A 20,871-nucleotide genomic window follows, 5' to 3' on the forward strand; every position below is an offset into this window, starting at 1 on the left:
GAAGCCATCCAACGGGGTCTAAATGGAATGACTCGCAACGCATTCGCCTTATAACTAGAGCGAATACTTCCAAGGAAACCATGGCCAAAATGTTTGATCTGAACAACCAGCTTCGAAACCTGTCATCTCAGGAGAACCTTGAGATTGGTAGGAATCTGATAATCAGCGTTAGCAACGCTGTCGCAGAGGCCGCTGCAGCGGCCAGGCGAAACCTTGGTGAGTCTGCAGCCGATTCTTCTGAACCAACGCTTGAGGATCAAATTCTCTCCACTCTCAAGGATGGAGCGCTCTCGAGCGTAAACCTGAGAAAGAAGATCGCTGAGCTAAATGGCGGCATTCGTCCCAACCAATCGGAACTAACTGCAGCCATCGCAAATTTGGTAGCGCAGCTCTTTGTTGCCGAGCAGGTAAATGGGGAGCGCAAACTATACGAGTTGACCGAACTAGGTTTGCAACGGGCCTCGAAGTTCGAACCAATCTCCTCCCACCCAGGCTCGTCAAAATGCAACTGCGGTAACCACTCACTCGGGACGCTAAAAGCGGCGCAGCGACTGTCAAGCGTTGTGCTGGACGTAACTACCAATGGCACCAAGGAGCAGCAGCACCTTGCTGCCAAGGAGCTGGAGCACGCTCGCACTCGCATTTTGCAAATTTTGGCGGATTCACAGATTGACTAATCAAACCGGGCCGATGGTTCGATTCAGCAACCAAGACGCCCTGCAAAAGCGCTACCGCCGAATCCTCAGTTTTGCAGCACGCGCGCTGTTACAGACCTGGTGGTTTGAATTGGTCCTTCCCAAATTTGGACTGAGAACTTTGGTAACCCGCGGTCGCGTCGCGCGAATTCAGAAACTTGCACGCAGGTTCTATGTTCTTGCCGCCGACCTCGGTGGTCTGATGATCAAGCTCGGGCAATTTCTATCGACCAGACTCGATGTTTTGCCCGAGGTAATAACCAGTGAGCTCCGTGGTTTGCAGGATGAGGTTGAGCCTGAGCCACTTGGCGAGATTCGAAAGAGCATCGAGCAAGAGCTGGGACTCGCTCTAAATGTCGCTTTTGCTGAGTTTGATGAAAACCCAGTTGCTGCCGCATCTCTGGGTCAGGCTCACAGGGCCAAACTATGCCCGGAACTCGCGGAAGACTTTGGCTTTGATGAAGTGATTGTCAAGGTCCTCAGACCCGGCATCGATCAGATCGTCGAGGTGGACCTGGCTGCACTGCGTCGCGTCGGAGGCTGGCTTTCAAGAATTCGCCTAGTGTCAAAACGAGCCGATGCCCCAGCGCTAGTCGAAGAGTTCGCAACCACCAGTTATCAGGAAATTGATTACCTAAATGAGGCAGCTAACCTAGAGCGCTTTGCCAATCAATTTGTTCCGGATCCGAATGTTCTCGCCCCCGAGGTGATCTGGGAACGCACTGCGAAACAGGTGCTAACCCTCAGTAACGTTGCCGCTATCAAGATCACGGACCGAAATGCTCTCGAGGCTGCAGGTATCGACCCAAACCAGGTTGCCGCAGCGCTTGCCAAGGTGACATTTGAGCAAATCTTCACGCACGGGTTCTTTCATGCCGACCCACATCCAGGCAATATCTTTGTCACCCCAAAAGAAGGCGATTCAGGGGATTTCGCACTCACCTTCATCGACTTCGGGATGATGGGCGAGATTGATGACCGGCTGAGGCTATCACTGCAGCGATTCATATTTGCCGTTGTGGGGCGAGACCCGCGTGCCTGGATCAACTCAGTCAGGGAACTCGGGGTGCTGTTGCCGGGTGCCGACACCGTTGAGTTGGAGCGAGCAGTTGCGGAGCTTTTTGATCGCTTTGGTGGAGTGGCGGTTTCAGATATCGCGCAAACCGACCCAAGAGAAATTAGGGACTTTGCAATCCGATTTTCTGAGCTTGTCAGAACGCTGCCATTTCAACTTCCCGAAAATTTCCTATTGCTCGTTCGGGCTATCTCGCTCATATCTGGTGTGACTACCGAGCTCAACAAACAGTTCAACATGTGGGACGCGGTTGATCCTTTTGCTAGAACCCTTCTCTCGGGCGGTGCAAACAGCACCATTAGCGCTTTGGGCAAAGAACTTCTGAAGCAAGCGAATCTGTTTCTTCAACTACCAAGAAAACTAGATGACCTGATCTTGAGGGTCGAACGCGGTGAGCTTGTCGTAAGGCAACCGGAGACCGAGCGCCGATTGCGACTATTGAACTCCTCGATTAGGCAGCTGGCTTCTGTGTTGCTGTTTGGCGCATCTCTCTCGGCCGGGCTATATGTCGGTGAGCAAAACCAACTGCTTTCAACCGGACTCTTTGTGCTCTCCGGTACCGCTTTGCTGGGAGTGTTGATTCGCTCAAAGAGCTGGTAATCAACCTATTTTTTGCGAAGAAATATCGACTTTAGTTTTGCAACGATCTTTTCAAGGCCCTGCATGCCCTGCTTGTTAAGCTCTCTTGCCCACTCGATCTCAAGAGCAAGAATCGAGAGGCCGAAGAAAATGAACAGTAACCCTGGTCCTGGTGTGACCATCATGATCAAGCCGAGAATCAACAGGGTGAAGCCAACCACCATGGTCAACACCCACCTCAGCGGGTGCGGGAGTTTCGAAAGAAACTTTTGAATCTTCTCCACTGCCTGACACTTTCGTTGGTTTTTACTAACCTAACCAATTCTTTCTGGATAACAGCTGAGATTCAATTGAGATGAATCTGGATCCAAGCCTGCTCGAGCAAACGAGGCAAGCTTGGATCCGCGCAGACTTAATGGCTACTTGAGGCTAAGCCTTCTTTTGCCAACCCAAGAAAATTCTTACCCAGAAGCCCTTAGTGAAGTCTGCGTTGTATCTGAGCTCGGTAACCAGTTCAGCACCAGCAAACTTGCCAGTCAGTAGCTGACGGCAGAAGTTCTCAGCAACCTTGGCGGTCAGGTCCGCGGTCGGGGTGTTTACGATGCACTTGACTTTGTCAAATGGATCTGAAACTGCCGACAAGCGCTTTGTTACAGCCTTCACGAATGAGGGTGCAACATTCTTGGTTGGTGAGAGCATGTTGATCTCTCTACCCGTTGGCTTGGCAGAAACCTTGAAGGCACCAACGTGAGTCAGCTGACCATATTCCGACTTGGCCAAAATGTCATAACCGCCGGTCGGGAAGTTGGCTGGAATTGAGAGTTTGATGTCTCCATTCTTGAGAACTTCAAAGTCCAACTTGATGCCGTTGGCGCTAAGTTCGGTGATGCGATCCAACTTCTTTCCACTGATCAGTAGCGTCTCACCGTGGTAGAGGGCTTGATTGCTGAAGCTCTCAATTTCAGGTCCAACATAAACAGCCCCCGAACTAGGTGATGGGGTTTGCGATGGGGCTGGCGTGGCCGCGGCAGGAAGTGGTTGGTCATTGTCGGTCACAGTGTTTGGAGCATTTCGATCCTGAACAGGACTTCCACCTACACCAGGGTCAAACACCGTGGTGGCTCCCGCGAGAGCAATTCTGTTGAAAATGAAGACGGCTTGGAACAGGTTGTCATCACCAGTTGCGTTCCTGGTCTTGATGGTTAGGTCTGTGTCTCCTTGGGACAAGAATGCGCCTAGGTTATAAAGCTCGTCATCCGCTGGGTCTGAGTATGGTGCACCGATTGTTGGGTTGGTAACCGAGTCACCGATGCCGCCGACTGTCACCAAAGCGCCGTTGGCAGCCTCACCATCATCGAAGCTTCCGGCATACTCTGCAATTCTCGATGATGAGACTTGGCTCGATGTAGTGATATCGATCGTTGAAGACTGCATTCCGCTGCTTACCTGATATCCGTAACCGATACCTACTGATACTCGGTGACCAGTCAATTCGTTCGCGTTTAGAGCTGGGAAGGATAACGAGAAGCTATCTCCCGCGGTCTTGGAAGCTCCAAAGGCAATAACCACCGATGAGTAAAGAGTGTTTGGATCGTCAAAGATAACAATGAGGCTCGAGCCGTCGTAACTGGTTTGGCCGGCTCCTTCATTCACCGCAACGTCGATAAGTCCAGCACCCGAAGCATCGATGGTGGGCTTGATGATGTCAGTGACTTCTGCAAAGAAATTGCCGAATTGGGTAGCACTTGTGACTGAGGCTTTGTGACTGAAAGAGACCGCCTGGCCATTCAGAGAAACATCACTTGGTGCCGCGAGGTTTGCAGTTCCACTCGTTCCGGCAAGGGTCATAAACGCTGCGACAACTTTCGCACCGGCAGGCTTTTCAACCTGCAAATTGCCAGTTCCATTGATAGTTCCCAGGCCGTCAATGGAGGTCTTCAAGCGACCTGACAGCCTAACCATCTCTTGAAGACCGGCATTAGTCCAAGAAGTGGTGGCGGCAGAGTGACTGCAGCATTTGCAGCCAGCGGAATCGATAGCACGGTAAGGAGGCTTGCAACAAGGGCAACCACTAGACCGAATGATGTGTATCTCTTGTGCATATTAACCTCAATTTGATGACAACTTGTTCAGTCTAATGTCCGGACATTTTTTCTTTGGATACTGGCAAGCCAGTGTTTCCTCTTGAATCCCGCTAAGCCCTCCATGGACGAATCTGCACCCCATGAGTCGAATCCGGAAACCAAGTCACTTTGGCTGATACAGGTAGTGATTGGTTGCTTTTCACCAATAGAGTGAAAACTCAATCGAGGGGGACTTATGAATCCAATGCTTCCAAACAACTACGACTTCCTATACATCTTCGCTGCCCTTGGCAGCTTGCTGACGCTCGTTACGCCGGTGGCTTTGGTGTGGGTTCTCATCGAAGTTCGAAAGATTCGCCATCTGCTGCAGAATCAGGCCAAACACGAGGAAAAGTAACGTTTCACTTTTCGTTCGGACAAGCAGCTTCCAAGCGCATAGAGTGAGGGAACGTTTCGCTTAGGACTCAACGATGAAAAAGCTTCTTGGGCTTGTAGTTTTATCCACCCTGGTACTTACCGCTACCCCAGCACTTGCAGCGCCCGTCAAGTTTGCCAACTGCAATGCCTTGATCAAGAAATACCCATCGGGCATTGCCCTGAGTTCCAAGTCAGCCAATAAGGGCAATGGCCCAATTGCCAAACCCAAAGCCGACAAGGCAATCTATAACGCCAACAAGAAGCTCGACGCCGACAAGGACGGCATCCTTTGCGAAAAGGTTGTGAAGGCCGCCGTCACGCCCAAACCTGAAACCACAGGAGTCGGACTAGACGCGATAACCAAGGACGCTTGGAAACTGGCCCAGGCAGATGTATTGAAGACAGTTGCCGCGGGGACATTAGGTTCTGTGAGTTTCAGCTATGTGGTCGGTCCACAGCTTGATCAATCACGACTGAATTCACGCAAAACTGCCCTCGAGTCCGCATACAAACTGTGGTCAAAGTGGTACCAACCTTCAGCCGTCGAAATCATTTACTGGTCGGAAAACGATGCAGCTTGGGCCGAGGAAAAACTTGCCACCGGTTGGAACTATCGACCCGATCTTAAGGCCGTAGCAGATGGTGAAAAAGGTAACTGCGGGAGTGCGGCTGCGAATGGCGATGGTCGAACCACCAGCTTCCACGAGTGTGTGGGTACAAACCTGGGTAATGTCCCGAGCTCGGTGCAAACGACCCCTCATGAATACACCCACCTGTTCCAGGTTCGTCACGGCGGCTGCGCCCTCTACGACTGGTACTGCGAAGGTGGTGCAGCCTACTTCGGATCAACAATCGGTAACGTCGATGATGCCTCCGGTGAAAAGCGTTTAGCCCAACTGCGACTGTGGTCAAATAACCTAGGTGCCAACAAGGCAGCCGTTGCATCCGGTGACAAGCAGACCGTGATTCGGCTTCTAACCGAGTGGCAAGGTGACAGCCACACCCGCGATGCAATCGCCGGTTCCTATTTCCTCGGAAATCTAGCCACTGAGGTGCTAGTAGCAGCTTTTGGAGTTGAGCGCTGGGCCGATTTTGCTATGTCGCTCTCCGGCCCATACGACTTCGAGCACTACTTCAAGAAGTCGTTTGGCGTTGAGACCCAAACCTTCTACAAAATCGTTGCCGACTACGTTACTGACCAACCCGAGATCTTTAGGTAATCGAATGACCAGACTCACATTTGTCAATCTGCCAATCCAAAGCGCTGCTAAAACTAAGGCTTTCTACGAAGCACTCGGTTTTGAGTTCAACCCCCAGTTCTCAAGTGAGGACACTCTTTGCATGATCGTCTCCGAGACCGCATACGTAATGTTTTTGGAGACCGACAGATTCAAAGGTTTTGTAGATAAAGAGTTGGCTGACACTCGTACCACTGTCGCAGCTCTTCTTTCCTTCTCCTGTGCATCAAAGGAAGAAGTAGTGAGCACGTGCGAGAAGGCATTCGAACTAGGTGCCAGAAGATACAAAGAGCCCGATGACCACGGGTTCATGCTGGCTTGGGGTTTTGAGGATCCAGATGGTCACATCGTTGAGCCGTTCTGGATGAATCCCGAGCATTTAGAGGCCTAGCTCCGGACGGGGCGGCGGCTGAGAAAGGGAAGGGTGGTTGATGAATGTCTGACTACCTTCTCTTCACCATAGCCTTTCTCACTGCGGCCGTGGCTCCAGGTGCAGACACAATGCTGGTCCTATCGAGAGCACTCGAGGAGCAGCGCAGGGCATGGCTCGCTGGCTCAGGAATCACGTTGGCAAAGATTGTTCTACTCGTGGTCGCCTATTTTGGAGCGACCGCACTGCTCTCAGGAAATCCTTCTATTGTTTTGGCAGCCAAGATACTTGGAGCAACATTTCTTGGCTATCGAGCGATCGTACTTTGGCGTCGAAGTGTGCTCAACTCCCCAGCGACAAGCAAGTCGGGTTTGGCCGATTTTGGGATTGGCTTTGCAACTGCATTCACTAACCCGCAACCGCTGGCGTTTTACCTGGCCATCGTGCCTCAGGTTGCGGCCACAACAGAGCTGGGATGGCTGAGCTTGATTGTGGTCATTGGGTTTGGGCTAGTCACTCTCTTTTATGCAGCACTAGCTCGCCCAGTCTCTGAGTTATTGAAGAGGAGGGGACCAAAGGTATTGAATCGATCCATCGCTGTGCTTTTGCTGGGTGTAGCGATCTGGATCCTGCTTCGATAGCTAGAGTGAGAACATGACCGACTCAAATCCATACGCAAACCAGCCGATGAGCCCAGAGAGTGAAAAGCTGTGGGCGATGGCGCTTCACCTGCTTGCCATCCCATTTGAGTTTTTTGCGCCGCTGATTGGCTATTTTGTGCTCAGAGATCGCGGTCCATTTGTGTCTCACCACGCCAAGGAATCTCTGAACTTTGGCATCACCATTGTTTTGGCCGCCGTTGTGCTGATTATTTCAATTGTGGGCTGGTTGCTACTTTGGGCGTTGCCAATAGTCTGGGTGGTATTCCGGATCATCGCGGCCATCAAGGCAGCCCAGGGTGAGTTCTACAAGATCCCAATCGCAATCAAGTTCATAAAGCTCTAAGACAATGTCCGAAATCCTCAACTTCAGCCTCAGTGCCGAACGGTCTTCCAGCGATCTATCGCTGGCTACCACCCATGGGGCCACCGTCAAACTCGACACTTCGTTAGCTGGCTACTCAGAAGCTCTGACCCCGATCGAGCTATTGCTCTCTGCCCAAGCAGCCTGCTTTATCAAAGGAGTGGAGCGCTTTGCGGAAGAGCTCAACTTCGATTTTTCGAATGTCATCGTCTCGTTATCGGCTCAGCGTCCGGCTGATCAGGCAACAATTACCGGATTGCAATACCTGGTTGAGATCGAAACCCCAGAGTCAGAGGACAGAGTTGGGTTGATTGCTAAAAACCTCGTCAAACACGGCACCATCTATAACGTGCTGAGTGCTGCAATCCCTATGACTGGAGAAATCAGGAAGCGCGCTGCTGCCTAATCAGGCCAATCCAAAAAATCACCGTTGAGACAAGAGTTCCCGCGACAGCCAAGCGATAGACCCAAAGTCCAATTCTGACAATTGGGTTGAGTGGTTCAGAGGGGGCCTGCCTCCCGATTGTCAGGGCGGCAACAATCGTGAGAGTGCCGATCAACACAGCAGCCAAGAAGCTGGCCCACAGATAGACAGGGGGTTTGGTTTTACCAACCAAGAGTGCGATTGCGAAGACAGCTCCTGCGAGTAGTAAAGCCAGTCCCCCTTCAAGTGGGTCAATCAAACCAACAATCAAAATGGGCAGATTCAGCGCCAAAAGAATTATTGAAATTAGCTTCGACCTGGCCATCAAGCCTCCTAGCTGTCCGTTCTACCTCAACACTATGCCCATAAAAGAAAAAGCTGCCAAGCAGTTGCTTGGCAGCTTTGATTCTCTGAGGTCAGGCCTTTTGGTCGAACCTGTCGTTATTCATAACCTTGGTCCAAGCGGCTACGAAATCGTGAACGAACTTCTCGCGATTGTCATCCTGGGCATAGACCTCGGCATACGCACGCAAGATGGAGTTTGATCCAAACACTAGGTCAGCCCTGGTTGCCGTGAACTTGGCCTCGCCGGTTTTGCGATTTCGCATCACATATGAGTTCTCGCCTCGCGGCTCCCAGACATAAATCATGTCGGTGAGGTTCACGAAGAAGTCGTTCGTAAGCGCACCCTCATTTTCGGTCAGCACACCGTGCTTGGTGCCACCGAAGTTCGTGCCCATCACTCTCATGCCACCGACAAGTGCGGTCATCTCTGGTCCGGTTAGACCCAGGAGCTGTGCTCGATCAAGCAGTAGCTCCTCGGCTGGGACCACATAGTCCTTCTTGAGGTAGTTTCTGAAGCCATCTGCCAAGGGCTCGAGCGGAGCAAATGACTCGACATCGGTCCACTCCTGGGTCGCATCCCCGCGACCTGGCGTGAACGGGACTTCGACATTGAAACCTGCAGCCTTGGCTGCCATTTCAACACCTAGATTTCCAGCCAAGACAATCAGGTCCGCGATTGAGGCTCCAGTCTCCTGGGCGATAGGCTCGAGGACGGAAAGAACCTTGTTCAAACGCTGCGGCTCATTGCCCTCCCAATTGCGCTGCGGCTCAAGACGAATGCGGGCACCATTTGCACCACCGCGCAGATCACTCTGGCGGAAGGTGCGGGCGGAGTCCCAGGCAGTTGCAACCAGCTCCGAGACGCTGAGACCGGCGGCCTCAATCTTGGCCTTGGCGGCCGAGACGTCATACGAGGTGTTGCCTGCAGGAATCGGGTCCTGCCAAATCAGATCTTCCTTCGGTGCATCAGGTCCGATGTAGCGAACACGTGGACCCATGTCACGGTGAGTTAGTTTGAACCAAGCCCTGGCAAAGACCTCGGAGAAGTACTCCGGATCCTTGTAGAACTTCTCGGAGATCTCACGATAAATCGGATCCTTGATCATGGCCATGTCAGCATCGGTCATAGCAGGGTTGTGACGAATCGTTGGGTCTTCAACATCCTGAGGCTTGTCCTCCTCCTTGATGCTGACTGGCTCCCATTGCCAAGCCCCTGCTGGGCTCTTGGTTAGCTGCCACTCGTGGTTGAAAAGCATGTAGAAGTAGCCGTTGTCCCACTTGGTCGGGTTAGTGGTCCAGGCACCCTCGATACCCGAAGAAACAGTGTCACGACCGATGGCTCTGGTGGTGTGGTTTTGCCAGCCAAGGCCAGCCTCGGAGATATCTGCACCCTCTGGGGATGGACCTAGGTTCTCGGCTGAGCCATTTCCGTGCATCTTGCCGACGGTGTGACCTCCTGCGGTTAGCGCCACGGTCTCTTCGTCATTCATGGCCATGCGAGCAAAAGTGACTCGAATCATTTGAGCAGTCTTTAGCGGGTCAGGCTTGCCGTTGACGCCCTCTGGATTGACGTAGATCAAACCCATGTGTGTTGCAGCCAATGGGTTCTCAAGGGAGTTTGGATCCTCAAGGTTTTCGTAGCGGTTCTCTGCTGGAGCCAAAAACTCCTTCTCGGCGCCCCAGTAGATGTCCTTCTCTGGGTGCCAAATGTCCTCTCGACCAAATGCAAAACCAAAGGTTTTCAGCCCCATGGACTCATAGGCAACGGTTCCAGCCAGGATCATCAAGTCCGCCCAGGAGAGCTTGTTGCCATACTTCTTTTTGATTGGCCAAAGCAGTCTTCTTGCCTTGTCTAGGTTGACGTTATCTGGCCATGAGTTCAGTGGTGCAAATCTCTGGTTACCGGTTGAGCCGCCACCGCGACCATCTGCGATTCGGTAGGAACCAGCTGAGTGCCAGGCCATGCGAATCATCAATCCGCCGTAGTGACCCCAGTCTGCCGGCCACCAATCTTGGGAGTCGGTCATCAGTGCGTGAACATCGCGCTTTACGGCATCGAAGTCAAGCTTCTTTACCTCTTCGCGGTAATCAAAGTCTCCGAGCGGATTGGACTTGCGATCGTGCTGGTGCAGAATGTCGAGATTGAGGGCATTTGGCCACCAATCCATGTTTGATACACCGGTCTGTGTGATGCTGCCGTGTGGCACTGGGCACTTTGCGCCTGAATCCATTTGTTCCTCCAGAGATGTTGGCTATCAATGACAACCACCGAGGCGGGGAAATGCTTTCCTTGAGCAGGGAACTACAGCGACATTGCCTTCTGAATTCGTTTTAGAGAGACGGGCTCGGCGGTTCCTAAAGATTGAGCGAATTGACTGACCCGGAATTCTTCAATTAGCCATCTGGCCTGAACCAGTTCTGGGGCTGCCCCAAGGCTAAGCGGCATAGCACCGCCTTTGGACTCGAAGAGCGAGATTGCCTCGCGAACCTCATACCAAAGCTGAGCATCTTTGGATCCGGGCTCCTGTAGTTTTCTGATTCGATGCGCGATGGCCTCCAAATAGGTAGGCAACCTTCTGATCCGCTGCAATGAAGTTGCAAAAACTAGGTTCTTCGGGGTGAGCTGAGCGATGTGCTCTTTCTCTTGATTTAGGACTGATAAGAACTCGAAGTTTTTGATCGCCGAAATTTCCTTTTGAGCGCTCGCGGCGGCGGTGGCGATCTTCTCCATGGTTGGCACCAGCTCAAAGGCCTTTTCAATTAGCTCGCGTTGAACCGTGTCACGGACAGCCTCGAACTGCGCCCTTTTGAAGATAAGGCCTGCTGGCTCGATCTTTCTCAGTTCTTGCTCTGCAAAAGCCCCAAGCAGGTCGGCCAGATAATCCTTCACGCTTTGATAGCCAAGGGCAGAGAGGGCGAGCTTTTCTTGAGGCTTGAGGTGATCTTTGACGTAGTCGGCAGGGTTTGGAATTGCTCTTCTGATGAGTTCGATGACACCGTAGACGTGGTGTTTTCTTCGCTCACTCTCGGTTGCAAAGAGTTTTATTTCAACACCGGTTGGTGACATCAATAGGGTTGGAAAAGCCTTGAGGTTTGAGCCGGCATGCTGAGACTCGATGGCGACAGGTAGCTCATCAAAGTCCCATTCGCTTACCACCCGCTCGAGCTGATTCTTGCCCTGAACCAAGCTGGCCACTTCACCACGGGCCCTGTCCTGAAATTGCTTTTTGAGAGCAGCGAGATCTGTTCCCAACCCAAGCTGCTTACCCTTGGCATCCACCACGCGATAGGTCATTCGAAGCGAAGTCGGAAGCTTTTCGAGATCGAAGTCCGTTGCTTGGATTGGAACTGAGCTCAGCTCTCGCAAGGTCTTTGCCAAGAGCTCAAGGAGCTGGCCATTTGGAACCTCGGGCAAAACCTCAAGTACTTTTCGAGCCCAATCGTTGGCGGGCACCACGAACTTTCGAAGCTGTTTTGGTAGCGATCTAATCAGCTCCGTCACCAGCTCCTGGCGCATGCCAGGAACCAACCATTCAAATGGGTCGGCGGTTAGTCTTGCCAGGACGGCAAGCGGAACGTCCACCGTCACACCGTCATCGATGGCCCCAGGGTCGAATTTGTAGTTCAGCTCAAACTGCTGGCCCTCATAGGGGAAAGACTTTGGTAAATCGAACTCGGTTGGCTCCTCGACCTCGTTCTCGTAGAGCTTCTCAACGCTTAGATCCAGTAGGTCTGGCCTTTCCAGCTTGGCCTTGCGCCACCAACCCTCAAAGCTTCTAGTTGAGAAGACGTCGAGTGGAATGCGGTTATTGAAAAACCTAAAGAGTTCGTTCTCCGATGGCACCAACTCTGGTTTTCGAGATCTCTCTGCTCGCTCAGCGAGCTCCTCCAAGAAGACCTTGTTGCGCTTTTCAAACTGCTGCGATGAATCCCATTCGCCATAGACAAGGGCGTGCCTGATGAACAACTCGCGCGCCACCATCTCGTCGATTCTTGAATACTGCAGCTTGCGGTTTTCAACTATGGCAATGCCATAGAGCATCACCCGTTCGTTAGCGACAACCGAACCAAGTTTCTTCTCCCAGTGCGGCTCGGAAAAACTTCGTTTGCAAAGATCTCCTGCCAACTCCTCAGCCCACTCGGGTTTGATCTCGGCGTTCATTCGGGCAAATAGCCTGCTGGTTTCAACCAGCTCAGCCGAGATGATTGCCTGCGGTGGCTTCTTGGCGAGCGCCGATCCAGGGAAAATGTAGAACTTCTTGCCACCCGACCCGGCGTATTCCGCAGGCCCCTTATTGGGTTTAGCTTTGCCGTTTTGCCAGATTGGTTTTTGCTCCTGCTTGATGCCAATTTGAGACAGCAGTCCAGCAAGCAGACATTGGTGAATACCGTCGGGATCTTTTCTTCTGCCCCTTAGCTCCATACCCAAAGGTTTTGCCAAGGATTGAAGCTGACGCATCAGGTCTTGCCACTCTCGCACCCGCAAATAGTTGAGGTACTCGGCCTTGCAGAGTCTTCTAAATCCCGAGGAGGAGAGCTTTTGCTGCTGATCCTCGATGTAGTTGTAGAGATTTAGCAGTGATAAAAAGTCTGAGGTTTGATCTTGGAAGCGAGCGTGAAGAGTATCTGCCTGCACTCGCTTCTCGGCTGGTCGTTCTCTCGGATCTTGAATGGTGAGGCCTGCAACAATCGCCATCACCTCACGCACAAGGTTCTTCTTTTGAGCCTCGAGCAGCATGCGAGCAAACCTGGGTTCGATGGGCAATCTCGCTAGCTTCTTACCCACCTCGGTGAGCACTACCTCTTTGGGGTTTTCTATCGCACCAAGCTCAACCAACAGCCCAAGACCGTCTCTAACTCCCCTACCGTCGGGTGCTTGCAAGAACGGAAACTCTGCGATGTTGGTGATGCCGAGCGCTGCGGCCTGCAGAATCACCGAGGCAAGATTGGTGCGCAGGATCTCGGGGTCGGTGAATTCACTTCGAGAGTTGTAGTCCTCCTCGGAGTAGAGCCGAATCACAACACCCGGAGATGTTCTACCGGCACGACCCGCTCTTTGATTCGCACTCGCCTGGGAAATGGCTTCGATTGGCAGCCGCTGCACTTTGGCTCTTGGGCTATAGCGCGAAATGCGAGCTGTGCCCGCATCGATGACGTATTTGATGTTCGGGATGGTCAAAGAGGTTTCTGCCACGTTGGTGGCCAAGATGATTCTTCTTCTGACACCTGGCTTTGACGAGGTCTCGAATACTTTGTGCTGCTCGCTGGCGGAGAGCCTGCCATAAAGCGGCAGCACCTCGGTCTTTTGCGAAATTGCCCCCGAGACAATTCGACCCAAGATGGCGTCCATCGCATCTTTGATCTCTGATTCACCAGAGAGAAACACCAGGGTGTCGCCCTCTGGCTCGGTTGCCAACTCATCGAGTGCAGAGATCAGTCCGTCGAGGTAATCGCTCGCGGAGCTTGAGCTGTCAACATCTTCCTCAGCGTTGTCTCTAGCAACCGGCCGGTATCGAATCTCAATCGGATAGGTTCGGCCCGAGACCTCAATAATTGGGGCTCCAGAAAAATGACGGGAAAAACTTTCCGGGTCAATCGTTGCCGAGGTGATGATCAGTTTTAGATCTGGTCGTTTCGGTAGCAGCTGCTTCAAATAGCCGAGCAAAAAGTCTATGTTTAAGCTTCGCTCGTGAGCCTCATCGATGATGATCGTGTCGTAGCGCTTTAGAAGCGGATCTTGCTGGATGGCGTTTAGCAGAATGCCATCAGTCATCACCTTGACTTGAGTCTTGTCCGATGCTTTGTCGGTGAAACGAACCTGGTAACCAACTAGCTCACCGAGGGATACGCCAAGCTCCTCAGCTATACGCTCAGCCACCGAACGGGCCGCAATACGCCTTGGCTGGGTGTGGGCAATCTTCTTGCGCCCAAGTTCGAGGCACATTTTTGGAAGCTGAGTGGTTTTACCTGATCCGGTAGCTCCCGCAATCACCACAACTTGGTGAGCCTTGATCGCCTCGAGGATGTCCTGCCTACGCCCAGATACCGGAAGGTCTTCCGGGTAATTGATTTTCGGCACTGACATAACCCTCTAATGCTAGAGGTCAGGGCTTTTTCAAAGCTTGGATTCGAGAACCAATCACCAGTGCAGATCCAATGATCACCAGGTTCTTCACGATGTACTGACCCTCAATTGTCAGCGCCACAGGGAAGATTGTGAAACAGACCTCTGGTAGAAGCACCAGCGGCAAAAAGGTTCCAGGCATCTGCAGAGCTAGCAAAAAGATCGCCACTCGAGTCAGAGGTGTGAATAGAAATGCCAAGCCAATCGCAATTTCCCACAGTCCCAGCAGCGGGACGATGATTTCCGGCGTGAGCCAATACACCGTTGCAGCAACTAGGTCATAGGCGGGACTGAGCTCGCCCACAGTCTTGAGGGCTCCGAACCAAATGAAAATGACACCGATCGCAAACCTGAGGAACACCAGTCCCACTCGATCCATGAATGAGATGACCAGCGTGTCTATTTTCTGAAGCGTAGCCCTGAGATTGTCCATAAAGAGGACAACCCCAGTGGCTACAAAAATCTGCCCGCTAGCTGCGAAGCGCTTTGGCAAGCTCCCTGGTGGATTCGATCAGTTTGTCCATGTCCTTGCGAGTGTGGGCGAAGGAGACTAGCCACTGCTCATCAAGACCCGGAGGGGTGATGATGCCGCGGTTGATGCCCCACAGCCAACTAAGCTCTGCAACCTCAAAGTCAGTCTGCTTGAAATCACGGTAGTTACGCACCGCGCTCGGAGACCAGATCATTGCACCCTTGACACCAAAGCCAACGGTGTGGGCAGGTAGCTGGTACTCGTTGATTATCTCGTCGAGCTTTTCCAGGGTGTAGAAGTTGATAGCCTCCGCGCGATCGAGAGCCTCATCGGTAGCAATCTCATCAACTGCATCCCAGGCGGCCATCACCAATGGGTTTCCGTTGTAGGTGCCGTAGTGAGCCATGCGGCCATCCACCACTGCGTCCATGTACTTCTGCTTGCCACCAAAAGCTGCAACCGGCAAGCCGCCACCGATGCTTTTGGCCAATGAGATCAAATCGGGCTCAACGCCAATCTTCTTTGCAGCACCGGCAACTCCGGCAGTCAGACCAGTCTTGACCTCGTCAAAGATCAGTGCGACGCCGTACTTGTCGCACAATTCACGAACACCCTTTAGGTAACCCTCGTCGGGCAGGATGATCGACAGGTTCTCGATAACCGGCTCCAGCATCAAACAGGCAACCGAAGAGGCCGTCTGCTCCAGCTTGCGCTCTAAGGCAGCAAGGTCGTTGTAGGGAACAACGTGAATCTCGCCGGCCTCGACCTCAGCTGGGATGTAAGGAGTTGGGTTATCGGCTGGACCGATCTTGTCCAGCGATGGCTTTACCGAAACCTGCAATGGGTCATAACCACCGTGGTAACCACCCTCGATCTTGATTACACCCTTTTTGCCCGTCACCGCTCTAGCGATTCGGATGACATACATCGTCGACTCAGTACCGGAGTTGGTAAAGCGCACCATGTCCAAACCAAAGCGTCGCTTCATTTTCTCGGCACCCGAGGTCGCGGTAGGCGATGGGGTAACAAACAAGGTGCCGGTCTTATTGAGGGCGCGCTTGACCTGGCGAACCACGTGCGGGTTCAGGTGACCAACCAGCATCGCACCAAAGCCCATCGAAAGATCGAGCAGCTTGCGACCATCAACATCGGTCACGTAGGCACCCTTGGCACGGGTCACTGAAATTGGGTATGGGTCCCAGTGCTGAAAGCTGGAAGTCACACCCATCGGCAATGACTTGGCAGAAATTTGGTTGTGTTGTCCAGAACCCTTAGTAGTGGCACTGAATCGCTCCCACTCCTTAGCAAGTAGCTCAGCTACTTTCTCTTTGTTGAGTGGAGCGTGCCCTGCGGGCACTTTTCTCCAACCGGTAGGTTCGTGTTTTGGGATCATCTCTTGAGACACGGAATCACTCCTTCGTGGATTCCCATTGTCACCCATAATTCGCATTTAGTCGAATTTGAAACCGTTTTGGCTTAAAAAGAAAACCGATTTTTTCAAAAAGCTACGGATTTCGTTGTTTGCCACATGCCTTTCGGTTGGTTCCGAAGGCTTAGCGATTTCCCCTCGCGGCCAGATACATCGCCGAAAACTCTGTCGGGGTCAATAGCCCGCAGGCCCAAGCGATGGTTTCAAGATCAGCCCCATCGAGAGTTTTGAATCGAACACAAGCCTTGCCCATGTCCAACCTTTTGCCACTTTGTTGCCACCTTGAGTGAAACTCTGAGGTCATCTCAGGTGAGGCATAAATACCCAATAGGTATATAGAGATGTAGTTCTTTTGAGAAGCGATCGAGACTGCCGCCAGTGGTTTTTGGTTATAGGTGGGGCCAGAAATTGATAGTGGAACCTGGTAGCAAATCATCCCCCACTCCATCGCTTCCTGGTATCCACTAGGAAGCGATGCGAGCACAAGTTCTCTAAGTTTCGTAAGTTGCACCCTGCGCTCAGCATCTAGTTCATCGAGGTAGTCCTCGACACTCTGAGCGCTAGACGAAACCAACTATTTGCCCCACTGATCTGGAGGGCCAAGGAATAGTAGGAAGCTAAATAGCGAGACTACAAAGGCGAGCAGCACAAGTATCAGAAGCACTGGCCTTGCGATAAACCAACGAAATAGCGAATCAAACCAACCCTGATCGCGAGGATCATCAGACTTGGTGGTTCGCCATTCACCTTCGAGAAGACCCTTTTGATCTACCGCACGATCAAATGGCACCGTTGCAAAAGGCACTAGCGCAAGGCCAATACCAACAATCAGTCGACCCACCGACCAGCGTTGGTTTACTCCCACCAAAGTTGCGGTAACGGCATAGCCCAGGAAGGTGAATCCGTGGGCGGCTCCAACAACAAAGAAAACCTCAGAGCCAAGCCCCAGGGTTGCACGAATAGCGAGACCGGAGAGCAAAAGGGCCCAGGTCACCACCTCAGCGACTGCAAACAAACGGAAGAGTGACTTAGGTGTGAGGTTCATGCCTAAAGCCTAGCCACTACGCTTTGAGAGTCCCCAAACCCCGGAGTGCTACTTGATTGCTGTTTCTGATCTAGAAATCAGGATCGGTGCCCGCACCCTGATGTCGGGCGTTAACTTCAGAGTTCAAAAGGGCGACAAGGTTGGTTTGGTGGGGCGAAACGGTGCCGGTAAGACCACCCTTACCAAGATTTTGGCCGGCGAAGGTCAGCCAACCGCCGGCAATCTGCAAATCAGCGGAGCCATTGGCTATCTCCCCCAGGACCCAAAAACTGGCAACCTCGATGAGCTTGCCAAGACCAGAATCTTGAATGCTCGAGGGCTTGGCGACATTATTCAGCGCATGCAAAAAGCAACCGAGGACATGGGCTCTATGGACACCAAGGTCTATGACGCGGCCATGAAGAAATATGCCCGCGCCGAGCTGGAATTCACCACCGCGGGTGGCTATGCGGCTGAAGCCGAGGCAGCGTCGATCGCATCAAACCTTGGTATCAGCGAGCAAACCCTCTCGCAGCCACTCAAGACGCTTTCCGGTGGTCAAAGACGTCGAGTCGAATTGGCACGAATCTTGTTCTCAGACGCACAGACCATGCTGTTGGATGAGCCGACCAACCACCTTGATGCCGACCGCGTGGTTTGGCTGCGGCAGTTTTTGAAGAACTATCAAGGTGGGCTAATCGTGATCTCTCACGATGTCGAGCTGGTGGAAGAGACAGTGAACCGCGTGTTTTATCTCGATGCCAACCGACAGGTCATCGACGTCTACAACATGGGTTGGAAGCAGTATCTGAAGCAGCGCGAGGCTGACGAAGAGCGTCGCAAAAAGGAGCGGACCAACGCAGAGCGCAAAGCGGTAGCGCTGCAGTTGCAGGCAGCCAAGTTTGGTGCCAAGGCGACTAAGGCAGCAGCGGCCCAGCAGATGGTGCGAAGAGCAGAGAAGCTGCTTGGTTCATTAGAAGAGGTCAGGGCGCAAGACCGCGTTGCCAAGATCAAGTTCCCAGACCCTGCACCATGCGGCAAAACTCCACTCATGGCCAGCAATCTCTCTAAGAGCTATGGGTCTTTGGAGATCTTCACCGCGGTCGATCTCGCGATTGACCGCGGTAGCAAGGTTGTGGTCATTGGTCTGAATGGTGCCGGTAAAACCACGCTTTTGAAGATCCTGGCTGGCGTTGACCAACCTGACACCGGAAAGCTAGAACCAGGGCACGGCCTGAAGATTGGCTACTTTGCTCAGGAGCATGAAACTCTCGATCACCAAAAAAGTGTGCTTCAGAACATGATGTTCGCGGCACCCAATTTGAATGAAACCGATGCTCGCAAAGTTTTGGGCTCATTCCTTTTTACCGGTGATGATGTCGACAAGCCAGCCGGGGTGCTATCAGGTGGGGAGAAGACCAGGTTGGCACTTGCAGCCCTAGTGGTCTCGAGCGCGAACGTATTGCTGCTCGATGAACCGACCAATAACCTCGACCCAGCATCGCGCGAAGAGATCCTGAAAGCACTGGCATCATTCCAGGGTGCAGTGGTTTTGGTAAGCCACGATGTGGGTGCGGTTGAGGCACTAAACCCGGAGCGAGTATTGATTCTCCCAGATGGTGTTGAGGACCTGTGGAACCAGGAATACGCAGATCTGATTTCGCTCAGTTAGTTAGCGCTGCCTCAAGGCCCGCGATTACGAACTTCTCAAGCGCACTGGCCTCGATCACAAAATCTGCCCCGGCATCAATTCGCTTGGCAGCCGCCGCAACCGAACCCAACACCAAACCACTGATTGGGCTGGGGTCTTCGATGCCCAGCTCACGAAGTGGGCTGTGCAGGCTGAGCATGAAATAGCCGTGCATGGCGCGCAGCATCCCACGCTGGTCCTCAGGGAGATTCTCAATAGAAATTTCACGGATGACGCGGTGTTCGGCGCTGGACATGTGAGCCAAGGAGTAGTGCACCCAAATTCGAACCTGCTCAAGCGGTTCCGCAACCCCTGCCACCAAGCGGTCAAGTTCGTTACTCAAATCCGCCATGTCGTTGATCATCAGCTCGCCCAGCACGTGCTCTTTGGAAGCGAAGTACTGATAGATGGCAGGTCTTGAGAGGCCGGTGAGCTTGGCGAGCGCGGCCATGGAGACCGCGTCCTGACCACCTTGAGAAATCAGCTTGTGCGCGGCAGCAAGAATTGCCGATTGGCGCGCGTCAAGGATTTCGGGATTCATTGTGAATATCTTAAGCGCCCAGCGCCAATTTGCTATTCCCCAGCTGCAATAACTGCCTCGGCGGCAACCACGCTGGCCGCAAGCACTCGCTCGACATCGGAATCGGTGATGGCCCCGGAAACAAACCACGCTTCATAGGCCGAGGGTGGCACCGAAACGCCTTGGCTTAGCAGCGAGTTGAAAAACACGCTGAACTGTTTTGTGTTTTGCCGCTGTGCCTGGACGTAGTTCGAAACTGGATTCGGAGTGAAAAAGAAGGAGAACAGATTCCCCGCGGTTTGGAAGGAGTGAGCCACTCCGGCCTGGCTCAGCGCCGCACTAATGCCGCTACCAATCTGCGCGGCCCTTAGATCCAGGGTCTGGTAAAGCTCGGCATCACACATTTCCAGGGTGGCCAGTCCGCTCGCAGCCGCCACTGGATTTCCCGACAGTGTGCCGGCCTGATAGACCGATCCAGCAGGGGCCAACTGATCCATAATTCGAGCGCTGCCGGCAACTGCGGCCAGCGGGAATCCCCCGCCGATCACCTTGCCGTAGGTGTAGAGGTCAGCCTGCCAGTTCTCTTGGGTTCCGTACTTACCCCACCAGCCAGCTCGGGAAATTCGAAACCCGGTCATCACTTCATCGAGCACTAAGAGCGCGCCGTGGGCTTGAGTTAGCTCGGAGAGCAAACGATTAAACCCCGCAGCTGGCGGCACGGCCCCCATGTTCGCTGCTGCCGCCTCGGTGAGAACCGCGGCGATTTCACTGCCGCGCTGGGCGAACAGCTCTCTAACCCCAGCTTCATCGTTGTATTCCAAAACCACAGTGTCCTGTGTTTGACCCTTGGTCACCCCCGGGGAATTGGGAAGCCCCAGCGTTGCGACCCCTGAGCCCGCCTGCACCAATAGGGCATCGGTGTGGCCGTGATAGCAACCAGCGAATTTCACGATCAGATCTCGCCCGGTGGCCGCCCTGGCCAATCGCACCGCGGTCATCACGGCCTCGGTGCCCGAGGATACGAACCTCACCCGATCACAGGCCGGAACCCGACGCAGTATTTCCTCGGCGAGCAACACTTCGTTGGGGCCAGGGGCGCCAAATGAAAATGAGTCCCGCATCGTGCGCTGCACCTGTTCGATCACATGCGGGTGCGCGTGACCCAAAATCATCGGCCCCCAGGAACCCACCAAATCAACATATTCATTGCCATCGATGTCAAACACCTTGCTGCCGGTGCCGCGAACAAAGTAGCGGGGGGTGCCACCCACGGCACGGAAGGCGCGAACCGGTGAACTCACACCCCCGGGGATTGACTGCTGCGCTCGCTCATGCCACGCAATAGAACCGGAAATATCCACG

The 20,871-nt window shown here is 53.2% G+C and carries 20 protein-coding genes; 9 read left to right on the forward strand and 11 right to left on the reverse strand.

The window, feature by feature from the left end; all coding sequences use genetic code 11:
• The first annotated feature begins 80 nt into the window (after positions 1–80).
• On the forward strand, positions 81–677 hold the full coding sequence (locus OO713_RS05700) for a helix-turn-helix transcriptional regulator (protein WP_264785187.1): 597 nt from the start codon (positions 81–83) through the stop codon (positions 675–677).
• Positions 670–2,370, forward strand: coding sequence for an AarF/UbiB family protein (locus tag OO713_RS05705; protein ID WP_264785188.1), 1,701 nt, complete (start codon positions 670–672; stop codon positions 2,368–2,370). Before OO713_RS05700 ends, OO713_RS05705 begins: the two co-directional genes overlap by 8 nt.
• A gap of 5 nt (positions 2,371–2,375) precedes the next feature.
• Here OO713_RS05705 and OO713_RS05710 read toward each other — a convergent pair whose 3' ends face one another.
• Together OO713_RS05710 and OO713_RS05715 are read right to left on the reverse strand one after the other, a co-directional pair.
• Entirely contained in the window at positions 2,376–2,633 is a 258-nt protein-coding gene (locus OO713_RS05710; protein WP_264785189.1) for a PGPGW domain-containing protein, read from the reverse strand.
• Positions 2,634–2,778: 145 nt separating this feature from the next.
• Positions 2,779–4,290, reverse strand: a complete 1,512-nt coding sequence (locus OO713_RS05715; RefSeq protein ID WP_264785190.1) for a hypothetical protein — start codon at positions 4,288–4,290, stop codon at positions 2,779–2,781.
• A gap of 378 nt (positions 4,291–4,668) precedes the next feature.
• On the opposite strand from OO713_RS05715, the gene OO713_RS05720 reads away from it, so the two are divergent.
• The 6 genes from OO713_RS05720 (at position 4,669) to OO713_RS05745 (ending at position 7,887) form a co-directional block, all read left to right on the forward strand.
• Positions 4,669–4,830 (forward strand): hypothetical protein, encoded by a 162-nt coding sequence (locus tag OO713_RS05720; RefSeq protein ID WP_264785191.1) that lies wholly within the window; start codon positions 4,669–4,671, stop codon positions 4,828–4,830.
• A 73-nt stretch (positions 4,831–4,903) separates the two neighbouring features.
• Positions 4,904–6,070: an excalibur calcium-binding domain-containing protein gene (locus tag OO713_RS05725; RefSeq protein ID WP_264785192.1), complete on the forward strand. Its 1,167-nt coding sequence runs from the start codon at positions 4,904–4,906 to the stop codon at positions 6,068–6,070.
• A gap of 4 nt (positions 6,071–6,074) precedes the next feature.
• Positions 6,075–6,479 (forward strand): VOC family protein, encoded by a 405-nt coding sequence (locus OO713_RS05730; RefSeq protein WP_264785193.1) that lies wholly within the window; start codon positions 6,075–6,077, stop codon positions 6,477–6,479.
• Between the two features lie 44 nt (positions 6,480–6,523).
• The gene (locus tag OO713_RS05735; protein ID WP_264785194.1) at positions 6,524–7,099 is read left to right on the forward strand and encodes a LysE family translocator; all 576 of its coding nucleotides are present in this window, start codon (positions 6,524–6,526) and stop codon (positions 7,097–7,099) included.
• 13 nt (positions 7,100–7,112) lie between these two features.
• Positions 7,113–7,463 carry a DUF4870 domain-containing protein gene (locus OO713_RS05740; RefSeq protein ID WP_264785195.1) on the forward strand — a complete coding sequence of 117 codons (351 nt, stop codon included), beginning with the start codon at positions 7,113–7,115 and terminating at the stop codon, positions 7,461–7,463.
• Positions 7,464–7,467: 4 nt separating this feature from the next.
• Positions 7,468–7,887 carry an OsmC family protein gene (locus OO713_RS05745; RefSeq protein ID WP_264785196.1) on the forward strand — a complete coding sequence of 140 codons (420 nt, stop codon included), beginning with the start codon at positions 7,468–7,470 and terminating at the stop codon, positions 7,885–7,887.
• On the opposite strand, the gene OO713_RS05750 is transcribed toward OO713_RS05745, so the two are convergent.
• From OO713_RS05750 to OO713_RS05780, 7 genes are all read right to left on the reverse strand, one after another.
• Entirely contained in the window at positions 7,865–8,230 is a 366-nt protein-coding gene (locus OO713_RS05750) for a hypothetical protein (protein ID WP_264785198.1), read from the reverse strand. The genes OO713_RS05745 and OO713_RS05750 overlap by 23 nt on opposite strands.
• Before the next feature lie 91 nt (positions 8,231–8,321).
• On the reverse strand, positions 8,322–10,481 hold the full coding sequence (katG, locus tag OO713_RS05755; RefSeq protein WP_264785199.1) for a catalase/peroxidase HPI: 2,160 nt from the start codon (positions 10,479–10,481) through the stop codon (positions 8,322–8,324).
• A 71-nt stretch (positions 10,482–10,552) separates the two neighbouring features.
• Positions 10,553–14,335: an ATP-dependent RNA helicase HrpA gene (gene hrpA / locus OO713_RS05760; protein WP_264785201.1), complete on the reverse strand. Its 3,783-nt coding sequence runs from the start codon at positions 14,333–14,335 to the stop codon at positions 10,553–10,555.
• Between the two features lie 19 nt (positions 14,336–14,354).
• Positions 14,355–14,867: a hypothetical protein gene (locus OO713_RS05765; protein WP_264785203.1), complete on the reverse strand. Its 513-nt coding sequence runs from the start codon at positions 14,865–14,867 to the stop codon at positions 14,355–14,357.
• Positions 14,845–16,251 (reverse strand): aminotransferase class III-fold pyridoxal phosphate-dependent enzyme, encoded by a 1,407-nt coding sequence (locus OO713_RS05770; RefSeq protein WP_264785204.1) that lies wholly within the window; start codon positions 16,249–16,251, stop codon positions 14,845–14,847. Before OO713_RS05770 ends, OO713_RS05765 begins: the two co-directional genes overlap by 23 nt.
• A gap of 148 nt (positions 16,252–16,399) precedes the next feature.
• Complete coding sequence (locus OO713_RS05775) at positions 16,400–16,849, reverse strand: DUF1801 domain-containing protein (protein ID WP_264785205.1); 450 nt, start codon at positions 16,847–16,849, stop codon at positions 16,400–16,402.
• Positions 16,850–17,320 carry a DUF3817 domain-containing protein gene (locus tag OO713_RS05780; RefSeq protein WP_264785206.1) on the reverse strand — a complete coding sequence of 157 codons (471 nt, stop codon included), beginning with the start codon at positions 17,318–17,320 and terminating at the stop codon, positions 16,850–16,852.
• 52 nt (positions 17,321–17,372) lie between these two features.
• Here OO713_RS05780 and abc-f point away from each other — a divergent pair, with 52 nt between their 5' ends.
• Positions 17,373–18,971 carry a ribosomal protection-like ABC-F family protein gene (gene abc-f / locus OO713_RS05785; protein ID WP_264785207.1) on the forward strand — a complete coding sequence of 533 codons (1,599 nt, stop codon included), beginning with the start codon at positions 17,373–17,375 and terminating at the stop codon, positions 18,969–18,971.
• On the opposite strand, the gene OO713_RS05790 is transcribed toward abc-f, so the two are convergent.
• Positions 18,964–19,530, reverse strand: coding sequence for a TetR/AcrR family transcriptional regulator (locus OO713_RS05790; RefSeq protein ID WP_264785208.1), 567 nt, complete (start codon positions 19,528–19,530; stop codon positions 18,964–18,966). The two genes, abc-f and OO713_RS05790, sit on opposite strands and share 8 nt — an antisense overlap.
• A 32-nt stretch (positions 19,531–19,562) precedes the next feature.
• Entirely contained in the window at positions 19,563–20,870 is a 1,308-nt protein-coding gene (hemL, locus tag OO713_RS05795) for a glutamate-1-semialdehyde 2,1-aminomutase (RefSeq protein ID WP_264785209.1), read from the reverse strand.
• Position 20,871: the final 1 nt, after the last annotated feature.

The organism is Aquiluna sp. KACHI24 (assembly GCF_025997915.1).
In the GTDB taxonomy this organism is placed as follows: Bacteria; Actinomycetota; Actinomycetes; order Actinomycetales; family Microbacteriaceae; genus Aquiluna.